Here is a 20,734-nt window from a genome sequence, read left to right on the forward strand (position 1 = left end):
CTGTAAGGGGCCTGTCATAAGGAGTATTTTATGCAGGATTCATCAGAAGTATCAGTTACAACGCTGTCACTCCCCAAAGGCGGCGGCGCTATCAGTGGTATGGGAGAAGCACTTAACGCCGCCGGTCCTGATGGAATGGCAACTCTCTCCCTGCCGTTACCTCTCTCTGCCGGGCGGGGTCCTGCTCCTGGGTTATCACTAACGTATAGCAGCAGTGCAGGTAACGGGCCTTTCGGTATCGGCTGGCAATGCGGCGTCACGACTATTAGCCGACGTACTCAACACGGTATTCCACAGTACGATAATAACGACACATTTTTATCCCCAAGCGGTGAGGTGATGAATATCGCTCTGAATGATCAGGGACAACCCGATATTCGACAGGACGTTAAGACGCTGCAAGGCGTTACCCTGCCGGTTTCCTATACCGTGACCCACTATCAGCCCCGCCAGATACAGGATTTCAGTAAAATCGAATACTGGCAACCGGCCTCCGGTCAGGAAGGTCGCGCGTTCTGGCTGATATCATCACCGGACGGACAATGGCATATTCTGGGAAAAACAGCACAGGCTTGCCTGACTAATCCGCAAAATGACCAGCAAATCGCCCAGTGGTTATTGGAAGAAACTGTGACGCCGACCGGTGAGCATGTCAGCTACCAGTACCGGGCCGAAGATGAAGCTAATTGCGACGATAACGAAAAAACACGTCACCCGAATACCACCGCACAACGCTATCTGGTGCAGGTGAATTATGGGAATGTCAAACCGCAAACCAGCCTGTTTATATTGGATAACACACCACCTGCCCCGGAAGAGTGGTTATTTCATCTGATCTTTGACCACGGTGAGCGGGATACTTCACTTTATGCCGTACCAACATGGGATACAGGTACAGCGCAATGGTCTGTACGCCCGGATACTTTCTCCCGCTATGAATACGGTTTTGAAGTGCGTACCCGCCGTCTGTGTCAACAAGTGCTGATGTTTCACCGCACCACGTTGCTGGCCGGAGACGTCGGCACCAATAACACTCCGGAGCTGGTCGGACGCCTGATACTGGACTATGACAAAAATGCCGGTATCACCACATTAACTGCCGCCCGTCAATTAAGTCACGAACCCGACGGCACTCCTATCACCCTGCCTCCTCTGGAGTTAGCCTGGCAACGATTCGACCATGAAAAGATACCGGCCTGGCAACGGTTCGATGGGCTGGATAACTTTAATCCCCAACAACGTTATCAACTGGTTGATTTGCGCGGAGAAGGGTTGCCCGGCATGTTATATCAGGAACGTGGCGCCTGGTGGTATAAAGCACCGCAACGTCAGGAAGGCGAAGACAGTAATGCCGTGGTTTACAGCAAAATAGCGCCGCTGCCCACCCTGCCCAATTTGCAGGAAAATGCCTCATTGATGGATATCAACGGGGATGGTCAACTGGATTGGGTGGTCACCGCCTCCGGTGTCCGGGGATACCACAGCCAGCAGCCCGACGGTAAATGGACTCACTTTACGCCAATCAATGCCTTGCCAGTGGAATATTTCCATCCAAGCGCCCAGTTCGCCGATCTTGTCGGGGCAGGCTTATCCGATTTGGTGTTAATCGGGCCGAAAAGTGTACGTCTGTATGCGAACCAGCGAGATGGCTGGCGCAAAGGTCAGGATGTCCCCCAATCCGCAGGTATCACCCTGCCGGTCACCGGAACCGATGCCCGTAAACTGGTGGCATTTAGTGATATGCTCGGTTCCGGTCAGCAACATCTGGTGGAAATCCGGGCTAACCGCGTCACTTGCTGGCCCAATCTGGGGCATGGCCGTTTCGGTCAGCCACTGATCCTGCCAGGATTCAGCCAGCCCGAAAGCAGCTTCAATCCTGAACAGCTGTTTCTGGCCGATATTGACGGCTCCGGCACCACCGATCTTATCTATGCTCAATCCAACTCCCTGCTGATTTATCTCAACCAAAGCGGTAATCAGTTTGATGCCCCACTAACATTAACTTTGCCTAAAGGGGTACAATTCGATAACACCTGTCAGCTACAGGTTGCCGATATCCAGGGGCTGGGAGTAGCCAGCCTGATTTTGACCGTGCCTCATATGGCACCACATCACTGGCGTTGTGACCTGTCACTGACCAAGCCCTGGTTATTAAATGCGATGAACAATAACCGCGGCGCACATCACACCCTGCATTACCGCAGTTCTGCCCAATTCTGGTTGGATGAGAAGTTACAGCTCACTAAAGCGGGCAAATCACCGGCTTGTTACCTGCCGTTTCCAATGCACCTGCTATGGCATACCGAAATTCAGGATGAAATCAGCGGTAACCGACTCACCAGTGAAGTCAGCTACAGCCACGGCATCTGGGATGGTAAAGAGCGCGAGTTCAGAGGGTTTGGTTGTGTCAGACAGACAGATATCACGACGTTTTCTCACGGTACCGCACCGGAACAGGCCGCACCGTCACTGAGCATCAGTTGGTTCGCTACCGGGATGGATGAAGTAGATAGCCAGTTAGCTGGGGAATACTGGCAAGGAGACACCCAGGCTTACACCGGATTTGAAACCCGCTATACCGCCTGGGACAATGCCAGCCAAACAGACAAGGTGTTCACCCCCAATGACACACAGCGTCACTGGCTGACCAGAGCACTTAAAGGCCGGCTGCTGCGCAATGAGGTCTATGGTCTGGACGGAACAGATAATCAAACAATCCCTTATGCCATCAGTGAGTCGCGCTATCAGGCACGGTCTATTCCCGTCAATAAAGAAACTGAATTAGCCGTTTGGATCACCGCCATTGAAAACCGCAGCTATCACTATGAGCGTATTACCAGTGACCCACAGCTCACTCAGCATATCCAACTGCAACAAGATATTTTTGGTCACCCTCTGCAAAGCGTTGATATTGCCTGGCCGCGCAGGGTAAAACCTGCTGAAAATCCCTACCCGCCAACGCTGCCGGATACGCTGTTCGACAGCAGCTATGATGACCAGCAACAGTTGCTGCGTCTGGTTCGACAAAAAAGTAGTTGGTATCACCTGATTGACGGAGAAAACTGGCGGCTGGGTTTACCTGATGCGCAACGCAGTGATGTTTATACCTATGACCGGACTAAAATTCCAGCAGAAGGGATTTCTCTTGAAGTGTTGCTGAAAGAAGATGGCTTGCTGGCAGATGAGAAAGCTGCGGTTTATCTGGGACAACAAAGGACATTGTATACCGCAGGTCAATCAGATACACCGCTGGAAAAACCAACACTTCAAGCACTGGTGGCATTCAGCGAAACTGCCATGCTGGACAAAACTTCATTGCAGGCTTACAAAGACGTCATGGAAGAGCAGGAGCTGAATACCGTACTGACACAAGCCGGTTATCAACAGGCTGCACGGCTGTTTAATACCGGATCAGAAAGTCAGGTATGGGTAGCACGTCAGGGATATACCGATTACGGTGATGCCGGCAAATTCTGGCGGCCTCAGGCTCAACGCAACTCATTACTAACAGGAAAAACCACCCTGAGCTGGGATACCTATCATTGTGTGGTCACTCAAACTCAGGACGCCGCAGGATTAACAACGCAAGCCCGTTACGATTATCGCTTCCTGACGCCGGTACAACTGACAGATGTTAATGATAATCAACACATTGTGACACTAGATGCGCTGGGCCGCGTGACCACCAGCCGGTTCTGGGGCACAGAGTCCGGACAAGCCACAGGTTATTCAACACCAGAAGAGAAACCTTTTACGCCACCAAATTCCGTTGATAAAGCGCTGGCGTTAACAGGTGCGCTTCCCGTTGCTCAATGTACAGTTTATGCCGTTGACAGTTGGATGCCGTCGCTATCCCCGTCTCAGCTTTTCGGATCACAAGAACAGGCCGAAACCCGATGGAAGCAACTTCGTACCACTCAGGTAGTCACCGAGGATGGGAAGGTGTACGCTCTGGGCTGGAAACACGCGACAGACAGCCAGAAACTGACTGTTCATGAAGCCTCCTTATTGGCGGATATTCCCCGTTTGCCTCCACATGGGCTGATGATCACCACCGATCGTTACGACAGCGAGCCACAGCAGCAGCACCAACAAACGGTGAGTTTCAGCGACGGTTTTGGCCGGTTACTCCAGAGTTCTGTTCGCCATGAATCCGGCGATGCTTGGCAACGGCAAGAGGACGGCGGGCTGGTAGTGGATGCTAATGGGGCGCTGGTCAGTACGTCAACGGACACCCGCTGGGCCGTTTCCGGTCGCACGGAATATGATGATAAAGGTCAGCCTGTGCGCACTTATCAACCCTATTTTCTGAATGACTGGCGCTATGTCAGTGACGACAGCGCGCGCGATGACCTATTCGCCGATACCCACATTTATGATCCATTGGGACGTGAATACAAAGTCATCACCGCGAAGAAATACCTGCGGGAAAAACAGTACACCCCGTGGTTTGTCGTCAGTGAGGATGAAAACGACACCGCGTCAAGAAACCCATAATTTTACCCGTTGCCCCGCAGTACATGGCGGGGCAGTATCTATCAACATGAGGAACAGTAATATGACATCCTTTTTTAATCCGGCAACCTTTGCCGGCACTCCTATCGTCAGCGTTCGGGACAACCGTGGCCTGACCATCCGTGAAATCAGTTTTCACCGCACTACAGCAGGAGGTGATACCGATACCCGTATCACCCGTCATCAGTACGATGCTTATGGATTCCGGATCCAAAGTATTGATCCGCGCCTGTATGACGCCATGCAAACTGATAGTTCAGTAAAACCCAATTTTACCTGGCAGTACGATCTGACCGGCAATATCCTAAGTACAGAGAGTGTTGATGCAGGCCACACCGTCACCCTCAATGATATTGAAGGCCGCCCGGTACTGACAAAAACCGCAACCAACGTTATACAAACCCGGCAATATGAAGCCACTTCCTTGCCGGGCCGCCTGTTATCAGTCACTGAACAGGTATCTGGAGAAGCAACTGCCCGAGTGACTGAACGCCTTATCTGGTCCCGGAACACACAGGCGGAAAAAGACCACAACCTTGTCGGCCAGTGTGTGAATCACTATGACACTGCGGGGCTAACCCAGTTAGAAAGCCGGTCACTAACCGGAACCGTCTTATCACAATCCCGTCAATTGCTGTCCGATAATTATCAGGCAGACTGGAAAGATGGTAACCAAGTCACCAACCAGAGTCTACTGGATAGCGAGGCCTACACCACACAAAACACCTTTGACGCTACCGGTGCATTACTGACGCAGACGGATACAAAAGGCAATATACAGCGTCTGACCTACAATATTGCCGGACAATTGAGCAGCAGCAAGCTGACAGTAAAAGACCAGAGTGAACAGATTATAGTCAAATCCCTGAATTATTCAGCCGCTGGGCAGAAACTGCAAGAAATACATGGTAACGGTATAATTACCGAATACACTTATGAACCGGAAACACAACGTCTGATTAGCATTACCACCCACCGCGAATTAGACAGCAAAGTGTTACAAGATTTACGCTATGAATATGATCCGGTGGGTAATGTCATTAATATTCGTAATAGTGCAGAAGCCACCCGCTTCTGGCGCAACCAAAAAGTGGTACCGAATAATACCTATAGCTACGATTCTCTATACCAGTTAATCGAAGCAACTGGCCGGGAAATGGCGAATATCGGCCAGCACAATAACTTACTACCCTCTCCTGTTCTGCCTTCTGACAGCAATACTTACACCAGATATATCCGTACCTATACTTATGACCGTGGCGGCAATCTGACTCGAATCCAACACAGTTCACCCGCCATCCAAGGCAGCTATACTACAAAGATAACGGTTTCAAACCGCAGTAACCGCGCAGTGTGGAGCACATTGACCGATAATCCAATGCTCGTGGATGATTTGTTTGACGCCGGCGGCCACCAGAATACATTAGTACAGGGACACTACCTGAGCTGGAACACCCGCGGTCAGTTAGAACAGGTGATACAGGCAACTCAGGGAAACAGAATCAATAGTGATAGGGAATGGTATCGCTATGGCAGCGATGGAATGCGATTGCTGAAAGTGAGTGAACAGCAAACCCAATACCTCACTCACCAACAGCGAGTCATTTATCTGCCAGGATTGGAGCTGCGCACAACCCAACACGGCCCTATCATAAAGCAAGAATTGCAAGTTATCACTGTGGGTGAGGCCGGTCGTGCACAAGTGCGGATACTGCACTGGGAAACCAAACCACCAACAGATATCAAAAACGATCAAATACGTTACAGCTACGATAACCTCACCGGCTCCAGCCAGCTTGAGTTGGATTACAAGGGGGGAATTATCAGCCACGAAGAGTACTATCCATTCGGTGGTACGGCTTTATGGTCAGTTAGAAACCAAACTGAAGCCAGTTACAAATTTATTCGCTACTCAGGCAAAGAACGGGATGCTACGGGGCTGTACTACTATGGTTATCGATATTATCAACCGTGGGTAGGGAGATGGTTAAGTGCAGACCCTGCCGGAACAGCAGATGGAGTGAACCTTTACAGGATGGTTCGGAATAATCCAGTGATATTACATGATCCCGATGGATTAGCACCGGAACAGTGGTATACCCGGGAAGCGTTTAAACAATTACCTTTCAGCGAGCATAGTTTGGGTACACGCGATGAACTTGCGCCAAAAATATCAGGCACAAATAGTTTATGGCATGAAGCTTATCGTGGGCCAACCAAAGAACGGGAAACATTGGGTCTCTTTAACGAGTTGCCTTTTGCAGAACCTAAAGTGGCAACGGCTGAAGAAATTAACCTGCATGGCATAACAACTGAAAACGTCACTGTTTATCGTGTGGAAGTGGCGCAACAATCAGAGAAGTTTCTTTATACTGGGATTACCGGTACCGGGGGAGTGAAAATAGCGATTCCTAACAGGAATAACGAACATGGAGGCAAAGAGGACTACCTGAATAAAACCATGCCAGGCAAGGCGCAGAAGAGAGGTGGATGGTATCAATTTTCTAAAAATTATATTGCTGCCAATAAGGGTAAATCCAGTGGCAATCTTGCGTTCTATAATTTCGGCAACCCACGTCGGGCATTACAGTTTTACGAACAAAAAACTGAAAATCCCAAAGAAAAACTGCCGTTTGTTATAAAATCATTCGAGATACCTTCTTCAGTATTTAAAGCGATTGCAGAAGATGCCATTTTAGAACAGGACTACAAAAAGTTCCCGACAGCACCAATGAATGTCGATGTTGCAGCATTTAACCAACTTGGTCTACAACCTCACCATGTTGATTTACTCGTTGGCTCTATCATTCCTAAGAGTGGAAGAGTCTATTCGGAAAATGAGCATTGGAAGTTAATGGATAAACCCTCTCAGGTCACCAGCCGGCTACTGCTGCGCGGCAGACGATAACGAAATAGCCAGCTCATCCCAAAAAGTTTGAGCTGGCATCGTTGCAAATATGGATATTCAGCATTTCCGGTACGTTCTGCTGTCCTTATATAATCATGCAGGTCTTCTTCAAAGGAAACCTGCATACACTAAGAATTAAAAATAAAACCTCAATCCTGATTTTTTCTCTTGGTAAAAGCCGGGACAAGCTCAGGTGTCGGGACAGAGCTATCACAATTATAATGCTCTCCTGTCAGTCCTATTTTTTTACAGGCAGTAGACAAAACATCATTAGGTGTTGCCCACTCATCTTTCCAGTTATTTCCGTCATAACGCTCCTTTTTAAACAGATCCCACATAATAAGGCCGGTTTTACCGTATTTGATCGTACCATCTAATATGCTGTTGAGCTTGGCTTTCGTGAGCGGTAAATTGCCGGTTGCAGGTTTACCAACTTCAAACCCCACCGTAATAGGCGGCAAAACCAATAATTTTTGCGGTTGAATTGATGCCTGAGCGTAATTACGCGCTCCTTTCAGTTTGACATGAAAAGTCACAACTTCATTGCCTGATTTAAGCCAGTTAATATATTGACTATAATAATACTTAACTTGTCCAGGCAGATCACAAGGAATATAAGTTTCACCTCCCCCGATAAATCCACAATCTTTTTCACTCAAATCATAAGTCATTACACCAATATAACTGAGTCGGTTGATAATTTTGGGGTAACTCAGTGCGGTATTATAAATCAAACCATAGAGATTTCCTCCCCACCAGGCACCACCATAAATACCACTGTTCCTCGCGTTGGTTCCCCAGTTAGCGGACATATTCGGGATACCCCCAGTTGCAGGACCAGCGGTACTTAACTGAAGCGATGGTTTAACTGCATTAATTGAGGTGTAAAAAGATTTTAAAATAGCAGCGAATTTATCCACAGTTACAGGCATTGCGCGGGGAATTCTTTCTGCACCAGGGACAATATTCATTGACGCATCATAAACATAACCACCTAACCCCTTTGTTATTAAAGTTGATGTAATAAGAGTTTCACTGTTATTAGAAGGAACCTTGATTGAGTCAGGCGTTAATTTCCAGCTTTTGGCATTAATATCAGCATGCCAAAACTCTTCATAATCCACATCAATCCCTGCTACATCTAAGTCGGCAGCTAAATTAACAATATTTCTATATGCACCATCTGCCGCCTTACCCGTAATACTACTATCAAAACGAGGAATTTTAGTCATTGGATTGGGGAAAATATCATAGACCGCATCCGGTTCATTACCACAAGCGTCTTCTTTGTTGGCGGTTATATCATAAATTTTCGGATAACAACTAAAGTTCCATCCACCGACAGCAATATAAGTACTCACTCCATGAGATTTTAAATCAGCGATAATACCTTTTAATGTCACAAAATCAGACCTGGCATTTTCAGCTTCTCTTGTGCTAATGACTTGATTAGAGGTACAGGTATAACCAAATAACCCTGAGCATTTCAGGCTGTTTTTCTCATAATTAACAAAACCAGGCTGGACAAAAGACAATACCAGCGTATTAAAGTTACTCTTGTTTTTAGCAATATCTCTGCTTAATCTTTTAAAATTATCAAGGCTGGCATAATATTCTTGAGTATCAGCCTGTGCAGCAGGCCCACTCAGATAATATGCAGATATTTTAGGATTGGCGGCAATAACATTTCCTGATATGAAGGAGAATAATACAGCACTTGCTAATATACATCGGTTTAGTTTGCATTTAGACATACATCTATCTCCACTTGGTTAACATTATTTTTCTGACTATAGACAATGAGTTATTATGACACTTCATTGCCTTTTCATCATGAACTGTATAAGTTTTTCCCTAATAGAGCGTTAATATGTTCAATGTGTTATTATCGACTGTGATATAGTTACTGAACGGCTAAATTCGCATTAATTATTTCAATGCATCAATTTCATAATAGTGTAGTTTTCACCGTTTTCCACAAATGACATAGAATTAGTTGTAATAACATTCTACCCCATCTAAATAAAAAACATTATTATAGGGCAATTCCATTAATTACATTTATTTTCATTAATTATTGCAGAAAGAATCCCTTTAAGATAACTATTTATTCCCACAATTGAATGCCATTTGTCATTATATATACCTAATAGATTTCAAGTTGCAGCACGGCGGCAAATGAACGAATCCCCAAGAGCATAGATAACTATGTGACTGGGGTGAGTGAAAACAGCCAACAAAGCAGCAACTTGAAAGATGAAGGGTATATAACTCCCATAGTGTATACGTAATAAGAGTCTGGCATTTTTCTTTGTAAGTATGACAATGAGTTATTCCTTCGTAAACATGGCTATTCTCTATAATTCACTAGCACAAGATACCGGGAGACAAACCATGCCACATTAGCTATGCCAATGAATGTCCGCTCATTAACCACATCACCTGAAATAATCGCCTATTAATTAACCAGGAAAAAACCGTGCTATTAAACAAACGCTCCCTGTTGTCAGGCAAATCATGTCAAAAAACTTCAACAATTCTTCAACAAATTATAAAAAACTATAAAAAGGTATTATCTTAAATTTGCTGAATTAACGATCACAACCGTATACTCACTGTGCATTAAAACAAATCTGGAATATCAAGTGGCTTGTCAGGCGCTAAAAATGTATCCCAGCAAATGAAACAACAAAGTTAAAACACAGGAAAATTATCATGACACGTTTAGGCTTATCTATAACTGCATTATCACTGTTATTCTCTGGCGCAGTATTAGCCGCACCAACCACATCTGCAACCCAATCTTCGGATACCAAGGTTACATCTTCCCATGTGGAGAAAACCAAAGCAGGCCAGCCAGAAAAGAAACCAGGCAAAGCCACATCTAAACAACATTCACATCATAAGGCGACGACAGGAAAGACGAAAGAAGCAAAAACTCACTGAGTTATCCCATCTCATCTGAGGTAACCGCACGCCGTAGAGATGGTTCTTTCAGTTACAGCCAGCATCGTAGAGGAACTTGTTCCCATCATGGCGGTGTCGACAAGTGGTTATAACACAAATTTGATAGTGTAATAGCCGTAAATTCAGGGGGGCAAATCCCCCCCCTCAACCTATTAAAGTGAATAGCTTAACAAGCACCTTCTGTATCGTCATCACCATAATATTTCACACCAATCCTGATAATATCCCGCCCCTGAGACTTGCGGTGTTTATTACTGTCACGCAATGAATAGATACAACCGCAATATTCCTGCTGATAAAATCTTTCCCGTTTACTGATTTCAATCATCCGGGCGGAGCCACCTTGCTTACGCCAGTTGTAATCCCAATATTTAACCCCCGGATACTGACTTGCAGCCCGTTTTCCACAATCATTTATCTGCTGCATGTTTTTCCAGCGGGAAATACCTAAAGAGCTTGAGATCATGCTGAAATTGTTTTCATAAGCATACAAAGCAGTGCGCTCAAAACGCATATCAAAACACATCGTGCAGCGAACACCTCTTTCCGGCTCCCATTCCATGCCTTTAGCGCGTTCAAACCAGTTGTCGCTGTCATAATCCGCATCCACAAATGGCACATTGTGTTGTTCTGCAAAGCGGATATTCTCTTCTTTGCGGATCAAATATTCCCGTTTTGGATGAATATTAGGGTTATAGAAAAAGACAGTGTAATCAATGCCAGAGGCATGCAACGCCTCCATCACTTCACCGGAACAAGGAGCACAACAAGAGTGCAATAATAATCGTTCCGCACTATCCGGTAACGTTAAAACAGGACGAACAAAGTTTTCCATTGGGCAGGCTCCATAATAATTATAAGAATTAATTATAAAAATAGTTATTTTAGCTGCAAATCTTTCGACAAGGAATTCATGATGGCTTACTTGTCTTTACGATAGTATTAAATTACTTGAAATTCTGGCAGGTTCCACCGTTATATCGTCGTAATCCAAGTTTGTACCAACAAGTTCACGATAGATAAATTTGTTCTACGCTGATAGTTAGCTAAATTATAGACAAATTCAGATTCTTTTAACCAAAATAATTTAAATGGAGACCACATGCGCCATGCAATTTCCCTGCGTGACCTCTCTTTTCCGGCAATCATCGCCGGATTTGTCGCTGTTCTGGTTGGGTATACCAGCTCGGCGGCAATTATCTTTCAAGCAGCAGAAGCCGCCGGAGCCACAACCATGCAGATCGGTGGCTGGCTGAGTATGCTGGGGCTAGGGATGGGCATCAGTTCTCTGGGGCTATCGCTTTATTACCGAACGCCGGTCCTTACGGCATGGTCAACACCAGGCGCAGCGCTGCTGGCGACAACCATGCCAGGAACATCAATCAATGAAGCCATTGGTATATTTATCTTTGCTTCTGCCCTGATCTTGTTATGTGGCATTACCGGCCTGTTCGCACGATTGATGAACTATATTCCACAGGCGCTTTCCGCAGCAATGCTGGCTGGAATTCTGTTACGTTTTGGCCTTGACGCCTTTTCCTCGTTTTCAATCAATTTTGTACTGACTGCTGGAATGTGTCTGACTTATCTGCTGGCACGCAGATATTTATCCCGCTATGCCATTATTTTTACACTGTTATCAGGGCTAATTATCGCCTCTTTACAGGGGGATATTCATTTTGAACAACAATCAACTGTCGCCTTTGCTATCCCTGAATTTATTGCACCTAGTTTCACACTCTCTTCATTATTAAGCATAGGCGTCCCATTTTTCATTGTCACGATGGCCTCTCAGAATGCGCCTGGCATCGCGACACTGAAAGCCGCAGGATATCAAGTCTCAGTTTCATCACTGATAAGCTGGACGGCGTTAATCGCACTTATCCTGTCACCTTTTGGTGGCTTTTCCGTCTGTATTGCCGCCATTACAGCCGCTATTTGTATGAGCCCGGAAATCCACACCGACCCTAATCGCCGTTATATGGCCGCTGCCGCTGCGGGGGTGTTTTACCTGATTGCAGGCCTGTTTGGTGGCTCAATCAGCATGTTATTCAGCGCACTGCCCACTGCTCTTATTCATACCATCGCCGGATTGGCTTTACTGGGAACAATTTCTGGCAGCCTGCTCCAGGCATTGCAGAATGAAAAACAGCGGGACGCTGCGGTAATTACATTTTTAATCACCGCTTCCGGCGTAACACTACTTGGCGTAGGCGCTGCATTCTGGGGATTAATCGGTGGTGTAATAACCATGATCCTTTTATCTTTACCTGGAAAAAACAAGACCGCTCATTAAACGTACAGTAAAATTATAATTTTCAGCACCTTATGATATTTATTATCCATAAAACTTGTGATAGTTTGCCGGTGCTTCTGTATTCTAAAAATTATGATGGGACATCAACAACCTTAATCTATCTACTCGCAAACCGAGTTTTCTATTATGAAACTTTTTGATATTAGTAAGTTAGCTGTTATTTCATCATGTCTGGCAATCCCTTATAGCTATGCAGATGACCGCCCAATTCTTTCTCTTTCTGTCAGCCAGTCTGGTGGAAGTCAAATGACTGCTGATGGTAGTTTATCCAGAAAACCAAATAAGCAGGAATCACGTGTACTTCCTTTTTGGGGTGATGAGGCCAGAGCCAGAGGTTACGACTTACCGGAGCCTTTCGGCGCTAGTTACGGTTATATGAATATGCGACAGAATATCGTCGTAGATGATATTAAAATTATTATGCCGAAGAACCCAGATACTGAAGAAGCTTTGGATATCCAAGCAGGTAAAACCAGAGAAAAGAATGAATCACATGTGCTTAAGCTGGATACTTGGGTTCTGCCTTTTCTGAATGTTTACGGTGTTTATGGCTGGACAAAAGGGACATCTAAGACCAACATCAAGAGTGTCAGTCTTGGCGGTTTTGCTCATATGAAGGACATTCCTTTCCAGCTAGATTTTAAAGGTAAATCTTATGGCGGCGGTTTTACATTAGCAGGTGGTTATAACCAGTTCTTTAGTACACTTGATACCAACTATACCTACACCAATTTGGATATTCTGGATGGTAAAATCAGCGCCTTAGTTGTTACGCCACGTGTTGGTTATGAGTTTACATTCCAGCCACTCATCCCCGGACAGGGAAATACCAAATTGCAGGTATGGACCGGCGGCATGTACCAGAAAATTACTCAGGAATTTAAAGGCAATATCAATAACCTAGATTTACCCCCTGAGTTTGCTGCATTGGTAACTGCATTAGAGGATCCGGATATGAAATTCAAAGTAAAACAGCATATTGCTTCCCGCTGGAATAATACCGTTGGGGCAAGGCTGGAAGTCACGCGCAATTTCAATCTACTGACTGAAGTTGGCTTTAACAAACGTAATAGCTTCTATATTTCAGGTGAGTTCCGCTTTTAATGAAAATCCGCTGTACTCTATATGGGCTGGCTTTAGCCAGCTTTTTTATTTCTGATTTCTCATATGGTCAATTACCACTTAGCAGGGAAAAAATCGACGGCTGGCTGGAAAAATTAGGGGGCAGTAATACCTATGACAGCAGTAAAACCATTGACTGGGGCATTTTGCCCGGTCCTTTTTATACCCCTGAATTAGGCGCTGGCATCGGTGTTGCCGTAGTTGGGCTTTACCGGCCAGATGATCACGACCATACCAGCCAAATCTCTTCCCTTTCCCTGAATGGATTTGCCTCTTCAACAGGTGCTTTTGGGTTCACATTTGATAACTACAGTTTTTTTGCTGATGATCAATGGCGTTTTTTCCTTTCCGGCACACTGAATAACGTTCCCACCTATTACTGGGGAAGCGGATATGACGCGGGTAAGGTAGATGATAATAAAGAAAAATACCGATCACAGGAATTGCGCCTGCAACCCAGAGTTCTCTATCAGGTTGCTGATTCCACCTATCTGGGCGCTGGCTGGGATTTTTCATCGCTATACGCTAAAGATCCCGATAAAGGCGCGAAAAAACTGTTCGCCGCAGAAAAGGACGGACAATCCATATTAAGTTCAGGTATCAGTGCCTATTTCAGTTATGATACACGGGATTTTCTACCTAACGCTCATCGGGGACAAGTTCTTGATCTTACTTACACCCATTTTTCCCCGACATTAGGCAGTGACCGCCGGTTTAACACCGTAGATATGCAATACAGCATCTATTACCAATTAAATGAAAAATCGGTACTGGCATTCGATAGTCATGGCCGTTTCGCTGATGGTCAGGTACCGTGGAATATGCTGTCGATGCTGGGAAGCAGTAACCGGATGCGCGGATATTATGAAGGCAGATATCGGGACAAAAATGTTATCAGCACCCAACTGGAATACCGACACAAACTAGACTGGCGACACGGATTTGTCTTGTGGGCAGGGGCCGGCACCATGAGCCATCAGGCCGAAGATATTGGCTCAGGAAACTGGCTCCCCACCGTTGGCGCAGGATATCGTTTTGAATTTAAACCAAAAATGAATGTAAGACTGGACTTTGGTATCGGTAAAAAAAGCAACGGATTTTATTTTCAGGTGGGAGAGGCTTTTTGAAATTGCGTTTATGGATTGCCGCTCTAACTTTAGTTGCAGGATGTCAGGGAACTTTTTCACCAATTGTACCAATACAACCTGATCTAAATAGTGAAACAACCGCCGAAGCAACCCGTGCATGGCCTGCTCTTGATCCAATCCGCTCTCCCGAAGGATTAAGGGCCTGCTGTGCTTTTGGTTATGATTTAAAAACACAATTACTGGCTATTCCAGTCCCTTTTTATCAAATAGCTAATGTGCTGGATGCCGATGATCTTGGCGAACATCGCTATAACAACAGTTTTTTTGGTACCGTTGCTTCATTAACAGGAATCAGTAATGAAAAAGTAGGGATAATATATACTCGCAGAGGTGGATTCATTGATATTTCCCATGTGCGGGATACGGCTGATAATGCAGTTTTTCTGTTCAGTCAAATTTGGCCTCGTCTTGGGGAAGAGTGGAAAATAGAATTAGGCAACGAATTAGCATCACGCCGCATCCAGTTTTATCAATTCACGCCACCAGCGGCGATAGAACAACGTTATACCCTAAGTGCTTATCTGGCGGTAAAACTGGCTTTTGAACTTGCCGCATGGCATGAAATTGCCCAATGGTATGGTTATCAATCTGTACCGGGGTTTTCTGAAAAAGTCTCTGCGTTTTCTCCTGAAGATCTCTACTCTAATTTGCTGGGAGCGCGTCTTTCCCTTTCATTGATATTGTCAGGACAAGTGCCTTCCATGAAGCAATACCGCTTATCAATGCAAGCTATTCTGCCGCCTGCACTGAATGAACTGGAAGCCCTATCCTCTGATGAAACCCGGAAAATGTTTGAACAGATCGATGGTATCTGGTGGGACAGTAAACGTCGTGTGCCTGATAAGCGCTTAGTTCTTCAACGTGATTATCATACTCACAGCGATCGTACACCCAATATGGTGCCGACAGAGCAGCAGCATCCACTCAGGCTTACTTTGCCACAACAATATTCTGGCTACACATTATCTGAATTGGCTGAATTACAATTGTGGCCCAGCCATCAAATGAAAGAGCTTCCAGTACCAGAACACTACTGGACTGCTCTTGATTTCCCACAATTAGCAGAAAAAGCGAAAGAGCAGCAAGAGAGTCATTGACTCATCTATTTCTATTGACTGCTCCTCTTCACAGCGAGGAAAAAATCTTAGATTACTATTTCTCAAATAATAATCCCATTTAACTATAAATGATTATTACTTATCATTCTCATAATGTCACATCACAATATAAAATTAACATCATCTATAATAAAACCAAACTATGCCAATCACAGTCAACGAAAAAAACCCACATTACCAAGACATTATTTCACAGGATACAAAAACCGTATTAAAACATTTACAAAGATAAAAAACCAATAACCAGCTGATATAAAATAATTAATATTAAGCAACATTTAAAAAATAAATAAAAAAATCACAAAAACATTAGTCAACAAAACAACTATTAACAGAAATAAAATTCAAAAACAACACAAAAATCAGATATTAATTCTTTTTTAATACCAAGATTAGAGTATTTTCGCTATATTAATAATGAAAACAGATATTTATTCTTAATTTAGTTTAAATAATGCAAATACCTTCTTAAATAAGTTCAACCTGTCTATAATGTATACTTCTAAGTTATAAATATGTATGAACAATATCAGCCTCATCTAAGTAGATAAAATAAGAACTTACATTAAAAAAAATTAAATTTATTTAAGCTGGCTTAAGTTACTAGATTATTTTCAACCATATAATATGTTGATTTATATTTTAAGCTCATAAAATAAATCTTATTCTACAGATAGATACAGGTATTATTTTTAAATCTTTCTAATGTATTAGGGGATTCAGGGCCCCTATCTTCACCCCCCTGATAAGATCAATTAAAGATGTCCCTACTCCTGGAGAGGAAAAATGAATAAACTAGCATTATCCACTGCCGCCGCTCTTATTTTTACAGGCTCTGCTATTGCGGCTGATAATTCCGCCGGTGGTACATTACATTTCTCAGGTGCAGTTACTGACGCCACTTGTACTATTAACGGTGGTGCCGCAGCTAATCTGACGATAGTATTGGAACCTATCTCAATCACCCAAGCCGGACAAAAGGAAGGCTTGATCGATTTTGGTAAAAAAGCGTTTTCACTGGAATTTTCTAACTGCCAGTCCAAAGCAGTCGGTTTCGACCCAGCAACCTCCATGTTGAAAATCCACTTCTCATCAGCGCACTCCATTGCTAACGATGGTAAATATCTGATGAACCAGGAACTGAATGCAAATGGTAAACCTAAAAACGTAGGTATCGCTATTGTTAAATATGCAGAAGAAAATACCCCGCTCATGCTAAATAAAGCTTTTGATACGGGAATTAAGGGCTCTACTCCAGCACCTGAAGTTATCGATTTCTATGCGAAATATTATAAAGTAGGTATTGCTGATGCGGAACCAGGTAAAGTAATAACAATGGTAACTTATCACGTTGCTTACTTATAAGCATTTACTACAACAGATAAAGCCTATTTATCCAAATAGGCTTCTTTACTTTGACAAAAATAACGTTATGAAGAAATTATTCCTAGCTACATTATTCTCGGTAACAGCTTTATCTGCACATGCCAACATCGTTATTAATACAACACGGGTTATTTATCCAGCCGATAATAAAGAAGTATCCGTTCAATTATTAAATACGGGCGATCAACCCTCTCTGGTACAATCCTGGATAGATGATGGCGATCCTAATTCAACACCTGAAACAGCTAAAGTTCCCTTTCTGCTGACTCCCCCAGTAGTTAAAGTTGACGGCAATAACGGCCAGCAACTGAGAATAAAACACACTAATAGCAACCTACCTACTGATCGTGAATCACTGTTTTATTTAAATGTTATGGATATTCCACCCATTGCAGAAAATAGTACCGATAAAAACGTCATGCAGATTGCTATTCGTACCCGGATCAAATTTTTCTACCGGCCTGAAAAGCTCTCTATTTCACCTAAGCAGATCGGACAGCATATTGCATTAAAACGTGATGGCAACCAACTAAAATTGGAGAATTCATCACCCTATATCCTGAATATTGTCGGTCTTAAATCTTCCAATGCTCAACCTAACTTATTAAACGAGGGAACCATCATCAAACCGTTCTCTTCTCATTCATTCAGTACCAATGAAAAAGTAAAAGCAGGAGACAAATTAACTCTAGCTATTGTTGATGATTTTGGTGCTATAAATAAATTAACTTTACCACTTCAATAATGATATTACTAGCATAGCATAAAACATGATACGAGAAAAAGTTAGCCCGTTAACTCTGATAATAGCCACTATCCTGTATACAGATTGCTTATGTTATGCCGCAACATTTAATACTGATTTTCTGGCCGGCGAATCTGCAAAAGCGGATTTATCTCGATTTTCGTCTACTTCAGAATTACCCGCCGGCCGCTACGATATTAATATATACCTGAATAATGACTGGAAAGGTCGATTTGATATTAATATCCAGAACGATGGCAAAGACATCTACTTATTAACCGAAGATCTACCAAGACTGGGGATAAAAATTGATACAAATCAACTACCAGCAGAAAATTTATCCAAAGGTGAAACTCTTCTGGCTAAAGTAATACATGAGGGAACCGCTAATCTTGATGTTCCTAAACTCAGCCTGCATCTGGTCGTTCCTCAGGCTTATATTAAACATGAACTGAAAGGCTATATCGATCCTGCCTTCTGGGACAGAGGAATTCCAGGCGCTATGCTTTCCTATAATGCCAACTATTACCATACTCAAAACAGAAATAAACAGAGCAGTAACTATGAGAATGAAGATAATGCTTACGTGTCACTTAATAGCGGTTTGAACCTGTTTGGCTGGCAATTACGTGATCAATCCTCTTATTACTATACACGTTCAAGTGGCAATAAATGGAGTAATAATACCCGTTATTTGCAACGGGGCATTTCATCAATTAACGCAGAACTTCGCGTTGGTGATAGCTATACATCAAGTGATCTGTTCGATTCTTTCCGTTTCCGGGGTATCAACCTGAAAACAGATATGCGCATGTACCCTGATGCCTGGCAAGGGTTTTCCCCTATCGTCCGGGGAGTTGCACAAACTAACGCTCTGGTAAAAATCTCCCAGAATAATGTTGTTATTTATCAGGGCAATGTACCACCAGGACCTTTTGCCATTGATACTATTTTACCAACAGGTTCGGGTGGAGATTTATTTGTCGAAGTCACAGAAGCGACAGGACGTACCAACAGCTTTACCGTTCCCTTTGCATCTGTTCCTAATATGATGAAAGAAGGTCTTGGCAAATACGATATCAGTGCAGGTAAAACACACATTGCCAACAGTCGTTATAAACCAAACTTTTTCCAAGCCAGCTATCAATATGGCTTTAATAATGTCCTGACGGGTTATACAGGTACCATCATCAGTAAAGATTATTACTCATTACTGTTAGGCAGTGGCTTTAACCTACCAATTGGCGCTATCTCACTTGATATTTCACGATCCAGTGCCAAATTTGATAACAACCCAACAATGAAAGGCCAGAGCTACAAAATGTCTTATAGCCGCTATATTCCACAAACAGGAACGAACTTCTCTCTGGCGGCTTATCGCTATTCAACTAAAAACTACCTGAACCTGCTCGATGCCATTAATCTACATGACAGGATGAGCAACGGATATAACCGACAATACTATTCTCACCAGAAAAACACCTTCAATATCAATTTGAACCAGAGTCTTGGTAACAGTGCGGGTTCACTTTTTCTTTCAGGGACATTCCGTGATTATTGGGGAACAAAGAACAAAAACAGAGAGTATCAAATGGGGTATTCCAACAATCTGGGTAAAATCAATTATACCCTGACGGCAAGCCGTGTCCGATACAATATCAATGAAACAGAAAACAAAGAGGAGCAGCGCTATTATCTGACACTCTCTATTCCTTTTGAGCTGTTTGATTCCCCAGCCTATCTGACGAGTAATGTCTCAATCAATGACAAGCATTACAACAACAGTGATTTGGGATTAAGTGGCAGCGCAGACCAGAACAACCGCCTGAATTACCACTTCAACGTTTCAGATCAGAAAAGTGGTTCCACAACAACCAGTGCAAATCTGACCTATAAAACATCCGTTTCCACACTAAATAGCTCTTATAGCCAATCCAAGAGTTATCGCCAAATGGGGCTGGGTGCAACAGGCAGTTTAGTCGCTTATCGGGGTGGAATTCTGGCCGCTAACCAAGTAGGGGAAACCTTTGCAATCATTGACGCGCCAGGCACAATTAACGCTTCTGTGAATGGTGATAAAAGCATGGTAACCAATAACAGCGGTAAATTGCTGATACCTTATCTTTCTCCTTACCGTAAAAACGCCATCATGCTAGATACCAGTGAAGTGCCGGAAGGGGCGGCTGAACTTATCGGTAACATCAGAGACGTTGCGCCGTATTCCGGTGCCATTGCTCATCTCGGATTTAAAACAGACCAGCGGAAAATTTTTATTTTCTACGCCACTCAAGCCAATGGTAAACCTCTACCTTTTGGTACTGAAATTGTCGATTCAGAAGGTCACAGCCTGGGATATGTTGGTCAGGGCAGTATGGTTTTCCTGCGAGTAGAGAAATTACCACAGCAAATTTATGTCCGTATCGGTCAGTCAGGCGAAAAAAGCTGCATAATAAACGATCCACAGCCTGAAATGGACTCAACCGCCAATATTTGCCGTTAAGGGAGAAA

At 43.9% G+C, this 20,734-nt stretch carries 13 protein-coding genes; 11 read left to right on the forward strand and 2 right to left on the reverse strand.

What is annotated here, in order from left to right; all coding sequences use genetic code 11:
* The first annotated feature begins 30 nt into the window (after positions 1-30).
* Positions 31-4,497, forward strand: coding sequence for a SpvB/TcaC N-terminal domain-containing protein (locus ACGF63_RS13780; protein ID WP_152963787.1), 4,467 nt, complete (start codon positions 31-33; stop codon positions 4,495-4,497).
* Between the two features lie 61 nt (positions 4,498-4,558).
* Entirely contained in the window at positions 4,559-7,423 is a 2,865-nt protein-coding gene (locus ACGF63_RS13785; RefSeq protein ID WP_387631458.1) for an RHS repeat protein, read from the forward strand.
* Between the two features lie 149 nt (positions 7,424-7,572).
* Here the strand turns inward: ACGF63_RS13785 and ACGF63_RS13790 are convergent, their stop codons facing one another.
* Positions 7,573-9,177, reverse strand: a complete 1,605-nt coding sequence (locus tag ACGF63_RS13790; protein ID WP_152963789.1) for a toxin — start codon at positions 9,175-9,177, stop codon at positions 7,573-7,575.
* A gap of 961 nt (positions 9,178-10,138) precedes the next feature.
* Here ACGF63_RS13790 and ACGF63_RS13795 point away from each other — a divergent pair.
* Positions 10,139-10,369 (forward strand): hypothetical protein, encoded by a 231-nt coding sequence (locus ACGF63_RS13795; protein WP_036844676.1) that lies wholly within the window; start codon positions 10,139-10,141, stop codon positions 10,367-10,369.
* An 8-nt stretch (positions 10,370-10,377) separates the two neighbouring features.
* Positions 10,378-10,482, forward strand: coding sequence for a DUF3761 domain-containing protein (locus ACGF63_RS13800; RefSeq protein WP_387631484.1), 105 nt, complete (start codon positions 10,378-10,380; stop codon positions 10,480-10,482).
* A gap of 74 nt (positions 10,483-10,556) precedes the next feature.
* Here ACGF63_RS13800 and ACGF63_RS13805 read toward each other — a convergent pair whose 3' ends face one another.
* Positions 10,557-11,225, reverse strand: a complete 669-nt coding sequence (locus ACGF63_RS13805) for an epoxyqueuosine reductase QueH (RefSeq protein ID WP_036844679.1) — start codon at positions 11,223-11,225, stop codon at positions 10,557-10,559.
* 267 nt (positions 11,226-11,492) lie between these two features.
* Between ACGF63_RS13805 and ACGF63_RS13810 the strand changes: the two genes are divergently transcribed.
* The 7 genes from ACGF63_RS13810 (at position 11,493) to ACGF63_RS13840 (ending at position 20,726) form a co-directional block, all read left to right on the forward strand.
* Positions 11,493-12,686: a benzoate/H(+) symporter BenE family transporter gene (locus ACGF63_RS13810; RefSeq protein WP_387631462.1), complete on the forward strand. Its 1,194-nt coding sequence runs from the start codon at positions 11,493-11,495 to the stop codon at positions 12,684-12,686.
* 147 nt (positions 12,687-12,833) lie between these two features.
* Positions 12,834-13,811 carry a hypothetical protein gene (locus ACGF63_RS13815; RefSeq protein ID WP_152963791.1) on the forward strand — a complete coding sequence of 326 codons (978 nt, stop codon included), beginning with the start codon at positions 12,834-12,836 and terminating at the stop codon, positions 13,809-13,811.
* On the forward strand, positions 13,811-14,956 hold the full coding sequence (locus ACGF63_RS13820; protein WP_152963792.1) for a BamA/TamA family outer membrane protein: 1,146 nt from the start codon (positions 13,811-13,813) through the stop codon (positions 14,954-14,956). The genes ACGF63_RS13815 and ACGF63_RS13820 overlap by 1 nt, the downstream gene beginning before the upstream one ends.
* Positions 14,953-16,074, forward strand: coding sequence for a DUF4056 domain-containing protein (locus tag ACGF63_RS13825; protein ID WP_387631466.1), 1,122 nt, complete (start codon positions 14,953-14,955; stop codon positions 16,072-16,074). Before ACGF63_RS13820 ends, ACGF63_RS13825 begins: the two co-directional genes overlap by 4 nt.
* An 807-nt stretch (positions 16,075-16,881) precedes the next feature.
* A complete protein-coding gene (locus ACGF63_RS13830; protein WP_036844694.1) occupies positions 16,882-17,460 on the forward strand; it encodes a fimbrial protein in 579 nt (192 codons plus the stop codon).
* 67 nt (positions 17,461-17,527) lie between these two features.
* A complete protein-coding gene (locus ACGF63_RS13835; protein WP_036844696.1) occupies positions 17,528-18,226 on the forward strand; it encodes a molecular chaperone in 699 nt (232 codons plus the stop codon).
* 25 nt (positions 18,227-18,251) lie between these two features.
* Positions 18,252-20,726: a fimbria/pilus outer membrane usher protein gene (locus ACGF63_RS13840; RefSeq protein ID WP_036844698.1), complete on the forward strand. Its 2,475-nt coding sequence runs from the start codon at positions 18,252-18,254 to the stop codon at positions 20,724-20,726.
* Positions 20,727-20,734 lie beyond the last annotated feature (8 nt).

This window comes from Photorhabdus sp. RM322S (assembly GCF_042879395.1).
Classification (GTDB): Bacteria; Pseudomonadota; Gammaproteobacteria; order Enterobacterales; family Enterobacteriaceae; genus Photorhabdus; species Photorhabdus khanii.